The organism is Enterobacter sp. J49 (genome assembly GCF_002148625.1).
GTDB classification, from domain to species: Bacteria; Pseudomonadota; Gammaproteobacteria; order Enterobacterales; family Enterobacteriaceae; genus Enterobacter; species Enterobacter ludwigii.
This window is the reverse complement of sequence record NZ_MWPY01000037.1, coordinates 92,594-109,126: the sequence shown is the minus strand read 5'-3', so window position 1 is coordinate 109,126 and position 16,533 is coordinate 92,594. Positions and strand designations below refer to the sequence as shown.

The window sequence follows — 16,533 nt, the reverse complement described above, 5'->3', positions numbered from 1 at the left end:
CGGCTCAGGTCTCGACCGGCGACGCCTCTGCTTCCAGCAGTGACTCAAGCGCCACCGGTCTGCCAATCAGATAACCCTGCACATAATCGATACCTAGCGCGTGAACCGCGCTACGTATCTCTTCTGTTTCGACATACTCCGCGACCACCAGCATTTTCTTCATTCGCGCCAGATGGCAAATCGAGGCCACTATCTGATAGTCCAGACTGTTGTTGACGATATTACGGATAAAGCTTCCGTCTATCTTAAGGATATCGGCGTCCACGCTTTTCAGCCGCGCGTAGCTCGCATAGCCGGTACCGAAATCATCAATCGCAATGCGTACCCCCATTTTTTGCAACTGCCTGAGGGTATGTAACGCCTGCTCACCACTGCCGAAGGTGCTGCACTCGGTCACTTCAAATATCAGCTGCCAGGGTTCCACGGCGTATTTCGCCAGCAGACGACTCACCTCAGCCGGGAACTGCGCACGGCACACGGTGGAAGGGCCCAGATTAATGGCAAAACGCTGGCCGGGCAGATTTACCCGATGCTCTGCCAGGAAGCGTAGCGTGTTCTCCAGTACCCACAAATCAACCCGCGACGACAGACCAAATTCCTGGGCGACGGGCAGGAATTGCAAGGGAGAGAGCAACGCCCCGTTTGCATCCGACATCCGCAGCAACACCTCGTGGTAGCAATCGCCCCGCACGCCGCAAACCGGCTGGACCAGCAGAGTAAACGCGTTACTGTCGAGCGCACTTTGCAGACGGCTCATCATCGCAACCTTGTCCTTCAGGCTACGCTGGAGATGGACAGCACCGCGCTGCTGCAGATTTTCCGGATGGTTGGTCGAAATCGACAGATCGGCAATCACCCCCAGTTCACCGAGGACCAGATAGAGATGGGTCACCGGTGAGCGCACATAGCAGTAGCTCACGCCCACCTGAGGCTGCAGCGGCATCCCATCCCAGACAAAGCGGAACTGTTTAATATGCTCGTCCAGCGCCTCGATGCGTTGCTGGTGCGATTCCGCGTTAAGGCGAACCGCCAGGTCACAGCCGGTGAGGTGATAGACCCGCTCACTGGGCTGCAAGGTGCCATTGACCCACTGCGCCAGCTGCTGTTTATACAGGATCCGCAACAACACCCCGTAATTTCGGCCCAGCACCTCCAGCTCCGGAATGCGCAGCAGACAGAGCGCCGACCACGGGTTTTTAGCAAGATCGCGCGACAAGGCCCGCAGGTTCGGCATATGGACAACCGGGTCGAGTAGCGCCAGCCTGCGGGAACGTTTATTCGCGGCGCGCTGGCAGGTGGCCAGCATCGACATGTAAATCACCACAAACGAAAAGACCAGATAGCTGGAAGAGGTAATTGCCAGCTGAATGTCATACCCGGACTGTTGAGGGATATAGCGGTAAAAATAGTGAATAGACACCAGCAGCACCGGGGTCCAGATGAGCGACATCAGCTTATAGCCAAACCGCATCGCTCCCCAGAGCATCACCGGCATCAGCAACGACAGGGTGTAGTTGGTGGTGAAAATCGAGCTGTTTTCATTCATCGGGAGCAGCAGCAGGGTAAGCAGCCCGCCAAGCGCAATGGCCCACAGCAGAAATTCAATGACCGTCACCTTTTTGTCTATCTGCATTCGCACCTGCGAGACAAGACTTCTGATATACCGCGGATGGCGAATCAGACGGATCAGTAAATAGCTTAACGGCACGCCCGTCAGCCCACTGACCAGCAGCGTCTGATAGTTAATCAGCGTGCGAATATTAAGCGGGGTCAACCCCTCCAGGCTCTGACGGCTCTCATACACCCCCAGATAGAGGGCAAACTGGAACAGCAGCAGAAACAGCGTCGCGGGGCAAAAGGCCTGCCAGAAGATACGCTGCGCCATCAGTCTGACATCCCCGTAAGCCGTCATGCTGCGTCTGGGCGCAAACACCCGATACCCCCCCCAGCTGAGCACAACAGGGACAATAAAATGAAAAATGCCGGCGATGGTTTCGAACAACCCAACCGACGGGTAGTAGCGGATGAACAGTGACAATACGATGCCGGGCAGCGCTTCCAGACCAAAAAACATCATCACCGAAAGCAGAAAGGAGAGAGGTAAATAATAGAGTGCCACCAGACCATCGCCCAATCGGGTAAAGGTATTGGCAACGCTTAATACAGGCAGTAAACCCACCGGTAAAATAAGCGGTAAAGCCCACCAGCGGTCTTTATTGTTTTTCAGGAAAGAAATAATGTTCATAGATGCCCGTTTAAACCCCTTTCGCTCCAGAGGGAAATGAAGACAGGCATCCAACCTGACGTACCTGCCGCCCGACAACGTGCGGGGCGAACAGTATGGAGGTGGGATTTTAAATACCAGGCCAGGGAAACCGTTGACTTAAATCAAACTAATTTACTCAAACGATCCTTTCTTACATTTTTTTTGAAATAGTTTTCTTCATATTATCAATATGGTAAATGCAATTATTAATTTCAATAACATTAATTAATGTAACTATTGACGGTTATTTACACATTTGCGAATTGACCCTCTCTTCCCGCTGTGCCTTAATATCCCTGTCGCCCAAAAGGGCATGCCCAGGAAAAACACAGTGAGTCAGGCCACGCGTATGCGAAAACGACATCAGTTCAACACCCGGATGACCCGCATCATACTGCTTATCAGCTTCCTGTTTTTCTTCGGCCGCTTCGTTTACTCCTCTATTGGCGCCTGGTATCACCATCAGGACAAGACCCAGTCACAGCAATCCAGCCTGACCGTTGATTCAGCCGATCGCTAACGCGTCGAAGGATTTTGTAATATCCGAATTATCCCTGCTATTCCTTTGCTCAGGATTTTATCCTGACGCATCACCACAGCCAGCTGTCGCTGCAGCACGGGCGTGAGCGACATCATGCATAGCCCTTCGCGGTCAGCCGCCAGGTCTACGGCCATACGCGGCACGATACTGTAGCCAAGCCCCGCACGTACCATCCGCTTGATCGCCTCGATGCTGCCCAGTTGCATCACCGGCGTGAGGATTCGCCCCTCGGCAGCAAACCAGCCGTCGATCAGCGCCCGGGTGCCGCTGCCTGATTCAAAAGCAATGAATGGCTGCGCGTGCAACGCAGCCGGCGTCAACGACTGAAAACCGTCCTGCTGGTCCAGCGACGCGATAAAAACAAACTCTTCGTCCATCACCGGCGTAACGTCGAGCGCTCTTCCGCTCACCGGTAGCGTCACCAGCCCCATATCAAGTCGGTTTTCTTCAATTGCCCGGACGATGTCGAGCGTATTACCGGTCGTCACGCCCACTCTGAGAAGCGGATAGTCACGTCCGAGCTGCTGTAACAGCGGCGGCAGAAGATGAATGCAGGCCGTTGCGCCCGTACCAAGCGTAATGGTGCCACTCACGTCGTGGCTGAACTCACTCACGGACCGAATGGCTTCATCCACCGCCTGCTGAATACGCTCCCCGTGCACCAGCAACGCCTGCCCGGCAGCCGTGGGTTTGATACCCCGCCCGGTACGCTCTACCAGCCGGGTTTGCAGAAACTGCTCCAGCTGGCGGATTTGCAGGCTGACGGCCGGCTGGGAAATGCCCAGCAGGTCCGCCGCCGCGGAAAAACTGCCGCGCTGGATAACCAGACGGAACGTCGCGAGATAGCCCAGGTTGAGCGTTGTCATTCAAAGTTTCTCTTATACAGCGCATAAGGTGGCTGACCTGCCAGCACAATAGCGCGCTCGCTATGCTCAGGACAACTGCATAACGGAATGAAAAACAATGAAAACACCTGCCCTTCCCCGTCACCTCGCCCTCCGGGCAGGTTGTCATCAGCTTATCAACTGGGGGATCTCGTTTTATATGCCCGGGACCTTTGCCCAGGCCATTGTGGCCGACAGGGGGTGGTCATCACCGCAGCTCTACCTCGGCCTGACGCTGGCGATGCTGGTAATGGCGATGGTCTCCCCTTTTGTCGCCCGACTGCTGGCGTACGCTGGCGGGCAGAACGTGGTGATAAGCGGAACGTTACTGATTGCCGCAAGCTGCGCGGGCATGGCATATACGCAGACGCTGTTCGGCTGGTACGGTGCCTGGCTGGTTGCCGGTATCGGGATGCGGCTGTCGCTGTATGATGCGCTGTTCGCCGCGCTGGTGAACCTGTACGGCCAGCAGGCACGCAGAACGATCTCGCGCATCACGCTTGCAGGCGGGCTGGCCTCAGCGGTTTTTTGGCCGCTGGGTGATGGACTACTGAAAGTGATGAGCTGGCAACACGCATTGCAGATCTACGCCCTCTTTGGCCTGCTGAGTGCGGTGCTGATTCGCACGCTTCCCCACCAGCAGCTGGCGGCCCCCCCGCACGTTACCGCGCCGCCCGTGCGCGAGGAACGGCGTAACGGCTGGCGGTATGCCACGTTTATTGCCCTCATGACCTTTGTCTCTAACGGCACGTCCACCCATCTGCCAGAGTTTATTGCCAGTTTTGGCCTGCCGGTCGCCATCGGCATGCTGTGGGGAGTTGGCCAGACGGGCGCACGCGCCACGGAGGTGCTGGCGGGTGCACGCTTAACCCCGCTCAACCTGACGCTCCTGACCGCCCTCGCCATGCCGCTCTGCTTTGTTATCGGGTTAAGCAGCTCGCTGTTTGTCGGGTGTGCCGCCGGTTTTGTGCTGGGCTACGGCGCCATCAACGGGCTGATGACGATAGTAAAAGCCACCCTGCCGCTGACGCTTTTCAGCGCCGAAAGCTATGCCCGCCGCACCGGCATGCTGCTCATTCCCGCACAGCTTATGGCCGCGGCATCGCCGTTTGCCTATGCGTGGCTAAACAAAACGCTGGGGATCGCCGGCGCAATGTGGGTTTCCACCGCGCTGACGCTGGTGATTGCCGGGCTGGCGATAGCGATTGTGCGCAGTGCCGACCCCGCGCGGAATGATGAAATGTATCCCACTGTATCCGGAGCGCCACGCTGACAAGCCGGTACAAAACGCCGTTCCCCGCAAACATCCCGGATACATAAAAATGGTTTTCTGTGTCTGTCATTGTTTAAAACCGAATTTGAAACCGATTGAGGAGAGACTCAGATGATCCGTCGTTATTTACTGCTCCCTGCACTTGTTCTGGCGTCAGCAACCTGCTCCTGGGCCGCACCGCTGGATAACCTCAGCGCTGCCGACGTCAACGGCCCTGCCGCTGTTGCCCCGCTGGAACATCCACAGGCGGCCGCTAAGCTGATTGTCGATCCACCGCTTGCCGGCCCGCTGAGCAAGGGGGCGGTCTTTATTCAATACCGGGCTGAAAACCTGCGCATCGAGCCGGTATTCGGGCCCGATGCGCTGAAGGTCACGCCACGTATCGGCCATATCCATGTCGTGGTGGATGACGCCCCCTGGCACTGGGCCGATACCAGCGGAGAGCCAATCATTCTGGTTGGGTTACCCGCCGGGAAGCATAAAGTGACCATAATTCTGGCCGACCCCACGCATAAACCCATCGACCATAAAACCATTGAATTCACCGTACCGCCTCACGCAACGGTCCATCATTTTTAAGGAGCCAGACAATGAAAGCACGCTCTGTACTGACGGCGGGTCTGCTGGCGCTTTCAGCCAGCGCCTTTGCTGAGAGCAAAACCAGCGTGGTGCTGGTCCATGGCGCGTTTGCCGATGGCAGCAGCTGGAACAAGGTCATTACCCGGCTGCAAAAACAGCATACCGAGGTGATTGCCGTCCAGCTGCCGCTCACGTCGCTTAAAGATGACGTTGCCGCCACCCGGCGCGCCATTGCACGGGCGCATGGCGATGTGGTGCTGGTAGGTCATTCCTGGGGCGGAACGGTGATCAGCGAAGCGGGCAACGATGCACGGGTAAAATCCCTGGTCTACGTAGCGGCCTTTGCGCCTGATTCCGGCCAGTCGACGGCGGACCTGGCGGGAAGTTACCCACCGCCAGCGGGGAGTGCGGATATCGCAAAAACGGCAGACGGGTATTTGTATCTCCCGCCAGAAGCCGTGATGAAAGACTTCGCACCGGATGCAGACGCCGTTGAACAGCAGACCATTGCAGCCACTCAGGGGCCGATCAAGGCCGACGCGTTTGCGGAAAAAGTGAGCCATGCGGCCTGGCATGAAAAGCCAAGCTGGTTTGTGGTCAGCAAAAATGACCGGATGATTAACCCGGAGCTTGAACGTGCGATGGCGAAAACGATCCACGCGAAAACCACGGAAGTGGCAGCAAGCCACGTGTCGATGGTGAGTCAGCCGGATGATATTGCCCGCACGATTGAGCAGGCAATAATAAACCATTAAGAATGCAACAAAAGCCCGCGTAGCGCGGGCTTGCAGAGCGTCGGGTTACTTCACTTTCTGCACGTCAGTATCTTGCGCCTTCAGCGCCGTTCCATCCTGCGCTGCTGGCGCCATCAGGGGAACCGGCTTGCCGGTACGCCTGTCGATCAACAGCGAGTGGCGCTCCCCGCGTTCAAACAGATGCTGCTCTCCCCACTGGCGAAGCGCAACGACGATGGGAAACAGGCTTTCGCCTTTGTCCGTCAGGACATATTCCTGATACGACGTACCGTCCGACGCCCCCTGCATCGCGAGAATGCCCGCGTCGACCAGCTTGCGCAGCCGGTCAGCCAGAATGTTACGCGCAACCCCGAGATCCCGCTGAAAATCCCCGAAACGGCGCATGCCGTCAAAAGCATTACGCACAATCAGAAGCGACCAGCGATCGCCAATCAGATCGACGCTGCGGGCAACGGGACAAAATTCCTGTTCAATCGGTTTACGAGACGGCACAGCGTTACCTCGGCAGGTCAGTCAACAATAACTGGTTGCATTTTAAAACTGCATAGCCTAGCCTTCAACTGGTTTCTTTTTAAAACCACTTTACCCAGGGCGAGGATTTGAACATGTCACACGCGTCACCACTACCGTCAGATCGAAAAACCGGGCACGTCCGCTCAGGCGACATGCCGCGTAGCCTGGTGTGGCTGTTCGCCCTCGCCAGCGGCTTAAGCGTGGCCAACGTCTATTACGCACAGCCGTTGCTTGACGCGTTGTCCAGAGACTTTGGCATCAGCCATGGTGCCATTGGCGGCGTGGTCACCGCCACGCAGATTGGCTGTGCTCTGGCTCTGCTGTTCGTGGTTCCTCTGGGGGATAAAGTGGATCGCCGGGGTCTGATGGCGCTACAGCTTGTCGTACTGGTGGCCGCTCTGGTCGCGGTCGGCATGGCGCAGACGTCAACGATGCTGCTGGCGGGTATGCTCGCCACCGGCATGGCAGGAACGGCCATGACGCAAGGGCTTATCGCCTATGCGGCCAACGCCGCGTCGCCGCATGAGCAAGGCCGCGTTATTGGTGCGGCACAAGGCGGGGTATTTATGGGCCTGTTAGTGGCCCGCGTCGTCTCCGGAGGCGTCAGTGATATCGCGGGCTGGCGTGGCGTGTATCTCTCTGCCGCCGGGCTGATGGTCATTATTGCGTTTCCGCTGTGGTGGAGGCTGCCCCGTTTGCCTGCGGTGCCTGAAACGATGAGTTACCCGCGCCTGATTCACTCAATGCTGACCCTGCTGCGGGAAGAAAAAGTCCTGCAGGTGCGCGGCGTACTGGCTTTACTGATGTTCGCTGCGTTCAATATTTTCTGGAGCGCCCTGGTGCTGCCGTTAAGTGCCCCACCCTATAACTTATCGCATACCGCCATTGGTGCTTTTGGCCTGGCCGGAATGGCAGGCGCGTTAGCGGCAACCCGGGCCGGAGAGTGGGCCGATCGAGGATATGCCCGGCGCACCAGCGCGGCTGCACTGGTCATGTTACTCCTGGCGTGGTGGCCGATTTCACTGATGGGCCGTTCGCTCGGCATTTTGCTCATTGGCATCGTGCTGCTCGATTTGGGCGGGCAGGCGCTGCATGTCACCAACCAGAGCCTGATCTTTCGTGCCCGCCCCGAGGCGCATAGCCGGCTGGTCGGGCTTTACATGCTGTTTTATGCCGTCGGCAGCGGTCTGGGCGCGCTGAGCACCACGATGACGTATGCCATCGCGGGCTGGCAGGGCGTCTGCCTGACTGGCGCAGCGGTGAGCCTGGTGGCGCTGGTGTTCTGGTGGGTAACGCGCAAGACAGGATAATGTTGATAAAAAAAGCCCGCGGGGTGCGGGCTTCTGCAACGTCAACGTGGATAGTCGCGGTTGATCCACGCGTGATCGTCTTCCCAGGTGAACATCCATTTTCGCACCGGACCGGCCATCACGTTGAGATAGTAGCTGTCATAACCAGCCAGCGTCGCCACCGGATGGTACCCCTTCGGCACCATCACCACGTCGCGGTTATAAACGGCCATACACTCATCCAGCGACCTGTCGTCGGTATAGACCCGCTGCATGCAGAACCCCTGCCCGGGATTGAGGCGATGATAGTAGGTCTCCTCCAGGTAGGTTTCCTGCGGTGGATTATCCGTATCGTGCTTATGGCTCGGGTATGAACTGGTGCAGCCTTCGTGGGTCCAGACCTCAACCACCAGCAGGCTGTCGGCGGGTTGATCTTCCGGCAGAATGTTGTGCACGTAGCGCTGGTTATGGCCTTTGCCGCGCGCCTGCGCGTCGATATCCTGCGGAGCGATAAGCCGTGTCGGGAAGGTCCCTTTGCCGGGTGCGGCACAGACCGCCAGCTCCAGCGTCGTCAGCGCCTTAATCTGCACCGTCTCTTGCGGCGTGACGTAGACCGCCCAGGGCTTTATACGCTCAAACGGGCTCATCCGCTCGCCGATGTCAGTAAACTGCGCGGTAGGTGTGCTGATAGAGGCCCGTCCGGCCACCAGCACCAGACAGCGCTCTTCGCTGACGGCGGGCAGCGTCAGCGTCTGCCCCTCCTGCAGTTCATACGCTTCAAAGCCAACGTATCCCCAGCCCGCGCGTTCCGGCGTGACGGACTGGGTGCGGCCCTCCGCACTCGGCGGTTGCCAGCGTGATAACAGACGTGACATGTCACCTCCTCAGATAAGCCCGGCGTCGCGCGCCATGCGGCTCAGGTTGTTATACCCCAGACGGGCGTAGGTCAGCGGGTGAGCGATAGCAGGATCCTGCTCCGCCTCCACCACCAGCCAGCCGTGATAATCCTGCGCCTTCAGCAGTCGCATGATGGGCGGATAGTCCACGCAGCCGTCACCCGGTACGGTGAAGACCCCACTCAGCACCGCATCAAGGAAGCTGGTTTTGCGGTTTTTGACGTCCGCCAGCACGTCGGCGCGCACGTCTTTGCAGTGAACATGGTTAATGCGCGATGCCCAGCGCTGGGCCACCGCCAGCGGATCAGCCCCGGCAAAGGTCAGATGGCCCGTGTCCAGCAGCAGGCCCACCTCTTCACCGGTATGGGTCATCAGGTTATCGACATCTTCAGCGGACTCAATGACCGTTCCCATATGGTGATGGTAGGCAATCTGCACCCCCTGCTGCTGCGTGTAGCGGGCAAAAGCGGTCAGCTTCTCACCGTACTCTTTCCAGCGCCCGTGCGGGAAGCGCGGGCGAAGATGAACCGGCGTCTGTTGCTCGCCGTGAATACAGCCGCTCACTTCGGCGAATACCAGCACCTTTGCCCCCAGTTCGCGCAGCAGCGTCAGGTGGGACTGCACGGCGGCAATCTCCTCCTCCACGCTACGCTCCAGCAGACGCCCTGAATACCAGCCGGATACCAGCTGCAGATCGTGGCGCTGCAAAATGGGGCCAAGCAGGCGCGCCTCACGCGGGAATTTATTGCCCAGTTCGAAACCGGCAAAACCGGCCTCTTTCCCTTCGCTCAGACAGGTATCCAGCGGCGTCTCCGCGCCGAGTGAAGGCAGATCGTCGTTCGTCCATGTCAGCGGGTTAATGCCTAATTGCACACTCATTGTCGTCTCCTGAATTATGCGTGTCCGCGCTCGCGCCACCAGGCGATAAGCTGCAGGTAATTGTCCCGGATGCGTGCCACCAGCTGCGCATCGTCAATATCGTGTTTCAGCCATGCACGGGACGCATCGCCAAACAGCGTGCGTCCTACGGCAAAGCCCTTCACCAGCGCGTGTCCCGAGGCGGCTTTAAAATCAGCACGAAGCTGCTCAGCCGGGGCGTCCAGCCCGAGGATCACCACGCCACGGCAGTGCGGATCCCGACGTTCAATAATCTCGCTCAGCGCCGTCCAGCCATCGGCAGAGAGCGGCGGCAGTTTCCACCAGTCGGGATAAATCCCCAGGTTGTAAAAACGCGAGATGGCGCGCAGGTAAAGCTCATCGCTGCGCGGCATGCTGGCAGGCAGGATCACCTCCAGCAGCAGTTCATGACCGGACTGGCAGCAGGCGTGGTAGACCTCAGCGATTTTCTGCTCCTGCTCCAGACGCAGGCCGTGCGCATCTTCCGGATGGAAAAAGACCAGGCATTTCACCACATGCTCCTGCGGCCAGCTGATGAGCTGCGTGCCGATGTTACCGTGCTCCATCTCCAGCGGCCGGGAGCCCGGCAGCTCAATAGGGCGGCCTATCCACCACCCTTCGCCGGTAATCGCGTTCAGGGCGTCCTGACCAAAAGTACCGTCACACAGCAGACCGGCCTTGCCCTCAAGCCCTGCGCTGCAGGCCGCCTCACGGCTGGCCTGCAGAATAAGCTGCTTCAGCGCCGGGATGCGCTTCAGGGATGCCCCGCACTGCAACGCCATATCTTCCAGCTGGCTGCGATGATCGAAGGCCATCACGCACAGCTCCGGCCACTCACGGCGGCGGGTGGTGACGCGGTGCAGATGGTTCAGGCGCGCGTCAAGATCGGGACGCGGCACCGACGCCGCACGCGACAGGTAGTCGTCCAGCTCAGCCTTGCTCGGCATCGCCGGGGCACAGCCGTGGCGGGAAACCACCAGCGCGCCACACGCGTTGGCATAGCGGCAGGCCTGCTCCCAGCCTTCGTCGTTCAGGTAGCCGCGCAGCAGGCCGGACATAAACGCGTCGCCCGCACCGAGCACGTTCAGCACCTCAACGCGCACGCCGGTCACCGTCAGGCCCTCATCCAGCCGGGGCGGAATAGCGTCGGTGTACACCGAACAGCCAAGCGCTCCACGCTTGCAAACCAGCGTAGCGTTACTCACGGCGCGCACGCGACCCAGCGCCTGCAGGGTATCGGTACTGCCACCTGCAATGTGGAACTCTTCTTCGGTGCCGACAATGACGTCGAAAAGGTGCAGCACCTCCTGCAGTTCACGGGTCACGTTTTCCGCGGCAATAAAGCGCGTCTCCCCGTCCCCTAATGAGGTCAGCCCCCACAGTACCGGACGGTAGTCGATATCCAGCACCGTGCGAACACCGTGACGGCGGGCATAGTTAAGCGCCGTCAGCACCGCGTCACGGGTCTGAGGGTGCGAGAGATGGGTCCCGGTGATGGCAAGGCACCGTGCGGAGGCTATGTAGCGTTCGTCCACATCGCTGGCCGTGATGGCCATATCCGCGCAGTTATCGCGATAAAAAATCAGTGGAAAGGTGTCCCGGTCTTTAATGCCGAGGAGCACCAGCGCCGTCAGGCGTTCTTTGTCGGTGATCAGATGGCTGGTATCGCAGCCCACCTGGTGTAATTCTTCTCGCAGGAAGCGTCCCATATGTTCATCACCGACGCGTGCCAGCATCGATGAGCGCAGCCCCTGACGCGCCGTCCCGTAGGCTACGTTGCCGGACGAGCCGCCGAGATATTTCGCGAAGCTCGACACATCTTCAAGACGGGCACCAATTTGCTGACTGTAGAGGTCTACCGCCACGCGGCCCATGCATATCACATCAAACTGCTTTTCCACGTTGATACCTCATCAGACAATGTCGTTCACGTTCAGCCAGCGGCCTTCCTGGTGCGAGAGTGCGATGGCGTCCAGCACCCGCGAAACCTTCCAGCCCTCTTCAAAGTCCGGCCACATCGGCACATCAGCGGCAATACCGTCGACCAGGTCGCGTACTTCCACCGTTTTTTGATCGTTAAAGCCGATACCATGGCCCGCCCCCATGCAAAACGCACCATAGTCCGGATGTGACGGACCCACGAGCAGCGTGCGGAATCCCTGGCGGTTTACCGGGTCGTCATGCAGATAGAGCTTCAGTTCCGCCATCCGCTCCTGGGTAAAACTGATGGCCCCTTTGGTGCCGGTTATCACATACGACAGTCCCATCTTGCGCCCGCAGGCGACGCGGGACGTTTCAATCACCCCTTGTGCTCCGCCGGCGAAACGGACCATCGCGTGCGCCTGATCTTCGTTTTCAACCGCAACGTTTTGCGACGAACCGGCCTGCGCCGGGCGCTCAGGCACAACAATTTTTAAATCACCGCAGACCTGCTGAATGTCCCCGACCAGATACTGCGCCATGTTGACGATATGCGCCGCCAGGTCCCCCAGAGCACCCAGCCCGGCGGTCTCTTTAAAACAGTGCCAGTGAATGGGAGAAAGCGGGTCGGCCATATAATCTTCGTTGTGGGTACCGTAGAAGTGGATCACCTCGCCAATCTCGCCGCGGGCGATGATCTCTTTCGCCAGCTGTGCCGTCGGGTTTTTCATGTAGTTAAAACCCACCAGCGTTTTCACCCCTGCCCGCTTCGCGGCGTCCACCATTTCACGTGCGTCATGGGCATTCAGCGCCAGCGGCTTTTCCGAGTAGACATGCTTACCGTGGCGAATGGCCTCCAGCGCCATCTCTTTATGCAGATGGTTGGGGGAGCATATATCCACGACATCAATCGCCGGGTCAGCCACCAGTGCCCGCCAGTCGCCGGTTGAGCGGTTGAAGCCAAAGGCCTGCGCCCGCTCTGCCGCCAGCGCGGGCGTCACTTCCGCCACCATCTCGCGCACCAGTTTGCCGCGCAGGGTAAATACCGTCGGCGCCTGGGCATAGGCGATGGCATGTGCCTTGCCGATATACCCGGTGCCAATCAATCCAATACGAACCTCTTTCATCCTGATCCTCACAATGCGCCGCGACGGCTCTTGGCATAGGTGTCGAATGCCACCGCCAGAACGATAATTAATCCGGTGATTATTTGCTGGTAATAGGCCGAGACGTTCATCAGCACCAGACCGTTAATCAGGATCCCCATAATGATGGAACCAATGATGGTGCCGCCGATGCGTCCATAGCCGCCCATCAGCGAAGTGCCGCCGATGACCACCGAGGCGATAACGCGCAGTTCAAAGGAGATCCCGGCGACCGCTTCCGCACTGCCAAGACGTGCGCTGAGAATGAAGCCCGCCAGTCCCGCCAGACAACCAATCAGCACATAGACACTCACCAGCACGCGCTTCACGTTGACCCCCGCCAGGCGCGCTGCCTCCGGGTTACCGCCGATGGCATAGACGAAGCGTCCCCAGCGGGTTTTATGCAGCGCCAGATACCCGCCAAGCGCCACGATGGCGAAAATCCAGATTGGAATGGAGATGCCAAGCAGCTCCCCGCGTCCCCACCAGCGGTAACCCGGGTCGAAACCTGCAATGGGCGCGCCGTCGTTGATCACCAGCGTCAGGCCACGCCAGATGGTCATCCCGCCGAGCGTGACGATAAACGGCGGCAGGCGCAGGCGGGTTACGCCCAGGCCGTGCAGGAAGCCAATCGCCGTGCCCATCGCCAGACAAATCCCCAGCCCAATCAGCCAGCTCATGCCGCCCCAGGCGTTCGGATCAACGGTGGTGAAGTTGTCGCCCTTAATCACGTATGCAGCGGTCATGGCGCAGACCGCCAGGATGGAGCCGACTGAAAGATCGATACCGGCAGTCAGAATGACGAAGGTCATCCCCACGGCCATGATCCCGTAGATGGACACCTCGGTCAGGATGTTGAAAATATTGCGTTCAGAGAAAAAATTGCTGTTCTGCGACTGAAAGAAAATCAGCAGCAGGATCATGAAAATCAGTACCCCGAAGCGCTCGAAGAAGGCGATGGGATCGAGGCGTCCGCTGCGTTTCACCGGAACCTGCGTTTTAGAAATCATCTGCGTCATGGAAAACTCCGTTATGCCGCGTTGAGGGCGTTGTGGTTGATGGCCATCATCGTCATCAGCCGCTCTTCGTTAGCGTCGTCGCCGTGGATCTCACCGGTCACCCGGCCTTCACTGAGCGTGATGATCCGATCGGATACCGCCATCACTTCAGGCAGATCGGAGGAGATCACGATCACCGCCACGCCCTGTTTGGCCATATCAAACAGCACCTGGTGTACTTCCGACTTGGTGCCCACGTCGATACCGCGCGTCGGCTCATCGACAATCAGCACCCGAGGGTTCAGCGCCATGCAGCGCGCCAGGATAACTTTCTGCTGGTTACCGCCGGAGAGCTTGCGCACCTCCTGCGCGCTATTGACCATTTTGATCTGCAGCGCCTTGCGGTAGGACTCAATCAGATCGTCCTCTTTGCGGGTATTCACAAACCAGCGCCACTGCATCAGAGAAGAGAGACTGGAGAGCGACAGGTTGTCGCGAATCGATAACCCCAGCACCGCCCCCTCTTTCTTGCGATCTTCCGGGACCAGCGCGATGCCCTGCTCAAGGGCGTACATTGGGTCGCGCGGTTGATACGGGACGCCGTCCAGCTCAAAGCTGCCCGAGGTAAAGGCATCCGCCCCGAACAGGCAGCGCGCCACTTCGGTACGCCCTGCCCCCACCAGGCCGGCAATGCCCAGTACTTCTCCGGCGTGGACATGGAAGCTGATGTCATGCAGGGCAATGCCGTGCGGATCCAGTGGCGGTTTTTCGCGGCTCAGCCCTTTTACTGCCAGACGAACCGGCTTGTTTTCATGATGGGTTTCGCTGGCGGGACGACGATTAAAGGCCACGTCACGCCCCACCATCAGACGGATCAGCTGCTCGACATTGGTTTGCGCCACGGCGCCACTGCCGGTGAAACGGCCGTCCTGGAAAACGGTAAAGCGATCGCAAAGCTGGAAAACTTCGTGCAGTCGGTGGGTAACGTAAATAATGCTCACCCCCCGGTTTTTCAGCTCGCGCACCACGCGGTGCAGGCTTTCCACCTCGCTGTCGCTCAGCGCCGCGGAGGGTTCATCCATGATGATCAGCCTGGCGTTCAGCGTTAGCGCCCGGGCAATCTCGACCATCTGCTGCTGGGCTACGCTCAGACGGGCGACAGGCGTGGTTGGCGCAACGTTCAACTGCAGATAATCGAGGATCACCTGCGCCTCCTGGTTCACCGCTTTTTCGTCGACAATCAGGTTACGTTTACGCGGCTCGCGCCCGAGAAACATGTTTTCCGCGACGGTCATATTGGGCAGCAGGTTAAATTCCTGATAGATAGTGATAATGCCCTTGTTCTGCCGCTCAACCGGTGAATCGTCCACCGGCAGCGTGTCGCCGTTGAACCAGATATCCCCGCGCGTTTGCGGCTGTGCGCCCGCCAGGGCTTTCAGCAGCGTGGATTTCCCCGCTCCGTTCTCACCCAGCAGCGCGTGGATCTCCCCGGCACCGACGGTGAGCTGTGCGCTGCTCAGCGCCCAGACGCCAGAAAAGCTTTTTGCCAGGTCGGTCACTTTCAGTAAGGGTTGCGACATCGGTCTGCTCCTCCTTAATAGTGAGCCGCCACCTGCGCGGCGGCTCCGGATAAATCAGTTACCGGCCTCACTGATGCGCTCAGCCTGCTGCAGATTTTCTTTGGTGATAAGCGTTGGCGGGTAGTCCGCGCCGGTGATGGCTTTCTTCTCACGCACGTTGGCCACCAGTTGGCTCATCGCCGTTTGTACCGCGAAGCCCGGGCGCTGATCCGCTGTGACCGCCAGCCAGCCGTCGCGCACGCGCGCCAGCGCCTCAGGGACCGCGTCAAATCCGGTCACCAGAATTTCGCCTGGCTTCACGCCCTGGCCCTGCAGCGCTTCAATTGCGCCCAGTGCCATGTCGTCATTGGCGGAGAGGATCACCTGTGGGCGTTTCGGCAGTGACGGCAGAACACTTTCCACAATGCGCATCCCTTCAGAGCGCATCCAGTTGCCGGTCTGATCGGCAACGATCTTGTACTTGTCCCCGCCCGCCTTCAGGCTGTCGCGGATCCCTTTGGTACGTTCAATGTTGGAGGAGGAACCTGGCTGGCCGGTGAGCAGAATAATGTCTGCCCCGTTGGGGAATTTGCTTTTAACGAAGTCGCCAATCGCCTGGCCGCCTTTGTAGTTGTTAGCACCAAAATGCGGCACCTTCTTCTGGCTGTCGACGGAGCGGTCAAGCGTCACAACGGGCAGATTCGCATCCTGAATTTCATCCACCGCGCTGGAGACGGCATTGACGTCATTCGGGGAGACGATGAACCCCTGCGCACCACGGGTGATGGCGTTTTCCAGGTCAGCGACCTGTTTCGGCGAGCTGCCCTGCCCGTCCAGTACCTGAAGCTTTACGCCCATCTCTTTTGCGGCTTTTACCGCGGTACGCTGCATGTGAACTTCAAACGGCATCGCCAGGTTTGGTGTACTGAAAACTATTTGCTCGTTTTCGGCCATTGCTGCCCCGGCGGTCATGGCGATGAGGGCGGCTAAGATCAGTTTTTTCATTATTATGTCTCTC

Annotated in this window: 15 protein-coding genes; 5 read left to right on the top strand and 10 right to left on the bottom strand. The window is 58.9% G+C overall.

The annotated features are described in order from the left end of the window. Nucleotides 1-4 precede the first annotated feature (4 nt). A complete protein-coding gene (locus BJP35_RS18835; RefSeq protein WP_086463477.1) occupies nt 5-2,245 on the bottom strand; it encodes an EAL domain-containing protein in 2,241 nt (746 codons plus the stop codon). A gap of 370 nt (nt 2,246-2,615) precedes the next feature. Here BJP35_RS18835 and BJP35_RS18830 point away from each other — a divergent pair, with 370 nt between their 5' ends. Then, a complete protein-coding gene (locus BJP35_RS18830) occupies nt 2,616-2,786 on the top strand; it encodes a YfgG family protein (protein ID WP_086463593.1) in 171 nt (56 codons plus the stop codon). Here the strand turns inward: BJP35_RS18830 and BJP35_RS18825 are convergent. Further along, complete coding sequence (locus BJP35_RS18825; protein WP_032678668.1) at nt 2,783-3,673, bottom strand: LysR family transcriptional regulator; 891 nt, start codon at nt 3,671-3,673, stop codon at nt 2,783-2,785. The genes BJP35_RS18830 and BJP35_RS18825 overlap by 4 nt on opposite strands. Nucleotides 3,674-3,770: 97 nt before the next feature. Between BJP35_RS18825 and BJP35_RS18820 the strand changes: the two genes are divergently transcribed. The 3 genes from BJP35_RS18820 (at nt 3,771) to BJP35_RS18810 (ending at nt 6,298) form a co-directional block, all read left to right on the top strand. Beyond that, a complete protein-coding gene (locus BJP35_RS18820) occupies nt 3,771-4,964 on the top strand; it encodes an MFS transporter (protein ID WP_086463476.1) in 1,194 nt (397 codons plus the stop codon). A gap of 111 nt (nt 4,965-5,075) precedes the next feature. Continuing rightward, nucleotides 5,076-5,543 (top strand): DUF6130 family protein, encoded by a 468-nt coding sequence (locus BJP35_RS18815; protein ID WP_025203479.1) that lies wholly within the window; start codon nt 5,076-5,078, stop codon nt 5,541-5,543. An 11-nt stretch (nt 5,544-5,554) separates the two neighbouring features. Next, nucleotides 5,555-6,298 (top strand): alpha/beta fold hydrolase, encoded by a 744-nt coding sequence (locus BJP35_RS18810; protein WP_086463475.1) that lies wholly within the window; start codon nt 5,555-5,557, stop codon nt 6,296-6,298. A 45-nt stretch (nt 6,299-6,343) separates the two neighbouring features. On the opposite strand, the gene BJP35_RS18805 is transcribed toward BJP35_RS18810, so the two are convergent. Beyond that, the gene (locus BJP35_RS18805; RefSeq protein ID WP_014171141.1) at nt 6,344-6,790 is read right to left on the bottom strand and encodes a helix-turn-helix domain-containing protein; all 447 of its coding nucleotides are present in this window, start codon (nt 6,788-6,790) and stop codon (nt 6,344-6,346) included. A gap of 113 nt (nt 6,791-6,903) precedes the next feature. On the opposite strand from BJP35_RS18805, the gene BJP35_RS18800 reads away from it, so the two are divergent. Beyond that, on the top strand, nt 6,904-8,121 hold the full coding sequence (locus tag BJP35_RS18800) for an MFS transporter (RefSeq protein ID WP_086463474.1): 1,218 nt from the start codon (nt 6,904-6,906) through the stop codon (nt 8,119-8,121). A 41-nt stretch (nt 8,122-8,162) separates the two neighbouring features. Here BJP35_RS18800 and iolB read toward each other — a convergent pair whose 3' ends face one another. From iolB to BJP35_RS18765, 7 genes are read right to left on the bottom strand one after another with little or no spacing between them, the layout of a single operon-like run. Further along, nucleotides 8,163-8,975, bottom strand: a complete 813-nt coding sequence (gene iolB, locus BJP35_RS18795) for a 5-deoxy-glucuronate isomerase (RefSeq protein WP_044867668.1) — start codon at nt 8,973-8,975, stop codon at nt 8,163-8,165. 9 nt (nt 8,976-8,984) lie between these two features. Beyond that, nucleotides 8,985-9,875: a myo-inosose-2 dehydratase gene (gene iolE / locus BJP35_RS18790; RefSeq protein WP_047743065.1), complete on the bottom strand. Its 891-nt coding sequence runs from the start codon at nt 9,873-9,875 to the stop codon at nt 8,985-8,987. A gap of 14 nt (nt 9,876-9,889) precedes the next feature. Continuing rightward, nucleotides 9,890-11,794: a 5-dehydro-2-deoxygluconokinase gene (gene iolC, locus BJP35_RS18785; protein WP_047743066.1), complete on the bottom strand. Its 1,905-nt coding sequence runs from the start codon at nt 11,792-11,794 to the stop codon at nt 9,890-9,892. Between the two features lie 12 nt (nt 11,795-11,806). After that, nucleotides 11,807-12,940: a Gfo/Idh/MocA family protein gene (locus tag BJP35_RS18780; protein ID WP_020883047.1), complete on the bottom strand. Its 1,134-nt coding sequence runs from the start codon at nt 12,938-12,940 to the stop codon at nt 11,807-11,809. An 8-nt stretch (nt 12,941-12,948) separates the two neighbouring features. Continuing rightward, nucleotides 12,949-13,977: an ABC transporter permease gene (locus tag BJP35_RS18775; RefSeq protein ID WP_014171147.1), complete on the bottom strand. Its 1,029-nt coding sequence runs from the start codon at nt 13,975-13,977 to the stop codon at nt 12,949-12,951. An 11-nt stretch (nt 13,978-13,988) separates the two neighbouring features. Continuing rightward, nucleotides 13,989-15,536: a sugar ABC transporter ATP-binding protein gene (locus BJP35_RS18770; RefSeq protein ID WP_014171148.1), complete on the bottom strand. Its 1,548-nt coding sequence runs from the start codon at nt 15,534-15,536 to the stop codon at nt 13,989-13,991. A 54-nt stretch (nt 15,537-15,590) separates the two neighbouring features. Next, entirely contained in the window at nt 15,591-16,520 is a 930-nt protein-coding gene (locus BJP35_RS18765) for a sugar ABC transporter substrate-binding protein (RefSeq protein WP_020883045.1), read from the bottom strand. Nucleotides 16,521-16,533 lie beyond the last annotated feature (13 nt).

Excerpts from the sequence above, each read along its gene's own strand:
- BJP35_RS18775 (WP_014171147.1), bottom strand. The coding sequence starts at position 13,977 with ATGACGCAGATGATTTCTAAAACGCAGGTTCCGGTGAAACGCAGCGGA.
- BJP35_RS18830 (WP_086463593.1), top strand. The coding sequence starts at position 2,616 with ATGCGAAAACGACATCAGTTCAACACCCGGATGACCCGCATCATACTG.
- iolE (WP_047743065.1), bottom strand. The coding sequence starts at position 9,875 with ATGAGTGTGCAATTAGGCATTAACCCGCTGACATGGACGAACGACGAT.
- BJP35_RS18765 (WP_020883045.1), bottom strand. The coding sequence starts at position 16,520 with ATGAAAAAACTGATCTTAGCCGCCCTCATCGCCATGACCGCCGGGGCA.
- BJP35_RS18810 (WP_086463475.1), top strand. The coding sequence starts at position 5,555 with ATGAAAGCACGCTCTGTACTGACGGCGGGTCTGCTGGCGCTTTCAGCC.
- BJP35_RS18825 (WP_032678668.1), bottom strand. The coding sequence starts at position 3,673 with ATGACAACGCTCAACCTGGGCTATCTCGCGACGTTCCGTCTGGTTATC.
- iolB (WP_044867668.1), bottom strand. The coding sequence starts at position 8,975 with ATGTCACGTCTGTTATCACGCTGGCAACCGCCGAGTGCGGAGGGCCGC.
- BJP35_RS18780 (WP_020883047.1), bottom strand. The coding sequence starts at position 12,940 with ATGAAAGAGGTTCGTATTGGATTGATTGGCACCGGGTATATCGGCAAG.
- BJP35_RS18815 (WP_025203479.1), top strand. The coding sequence starts at position 5,076 with ATGATCCGTCGTTATTTACTGCTCCCTGCACTTGTTCTGGCGTCAGCA.
- BJP35_RS18820 (WP_086463476.1), top strand. The coding sequence starts at position 3,771 with ATGAAAACACCTGCCCTTCCCCGTCACCTCGCCCTCCGGGCAGGTTGT.
- BJP35_RS18835 (WP_086463477.1), bottom strand. The coding sequence starts at position 2,245 with ATGAACATTATTTCTTTCCTGAAAAACAATAAAGACCGCTGGTGGGCT.
- BJP35_RS18800 (WP_086463474.1), top strand. The coding sequence starts at position 6,904 with ATGTCACACGCGTCACCACTACCGTCAGATCGAAAAACCGGGCACGTC.
- BJP35_RS18770 (WP_014171148.1), bottom strand. The coding sequence starts at position 15,536 with ATGTCGCAACCCTTACTGAAAGTGACCGACCTGGCAAAAAGCTTTTCT.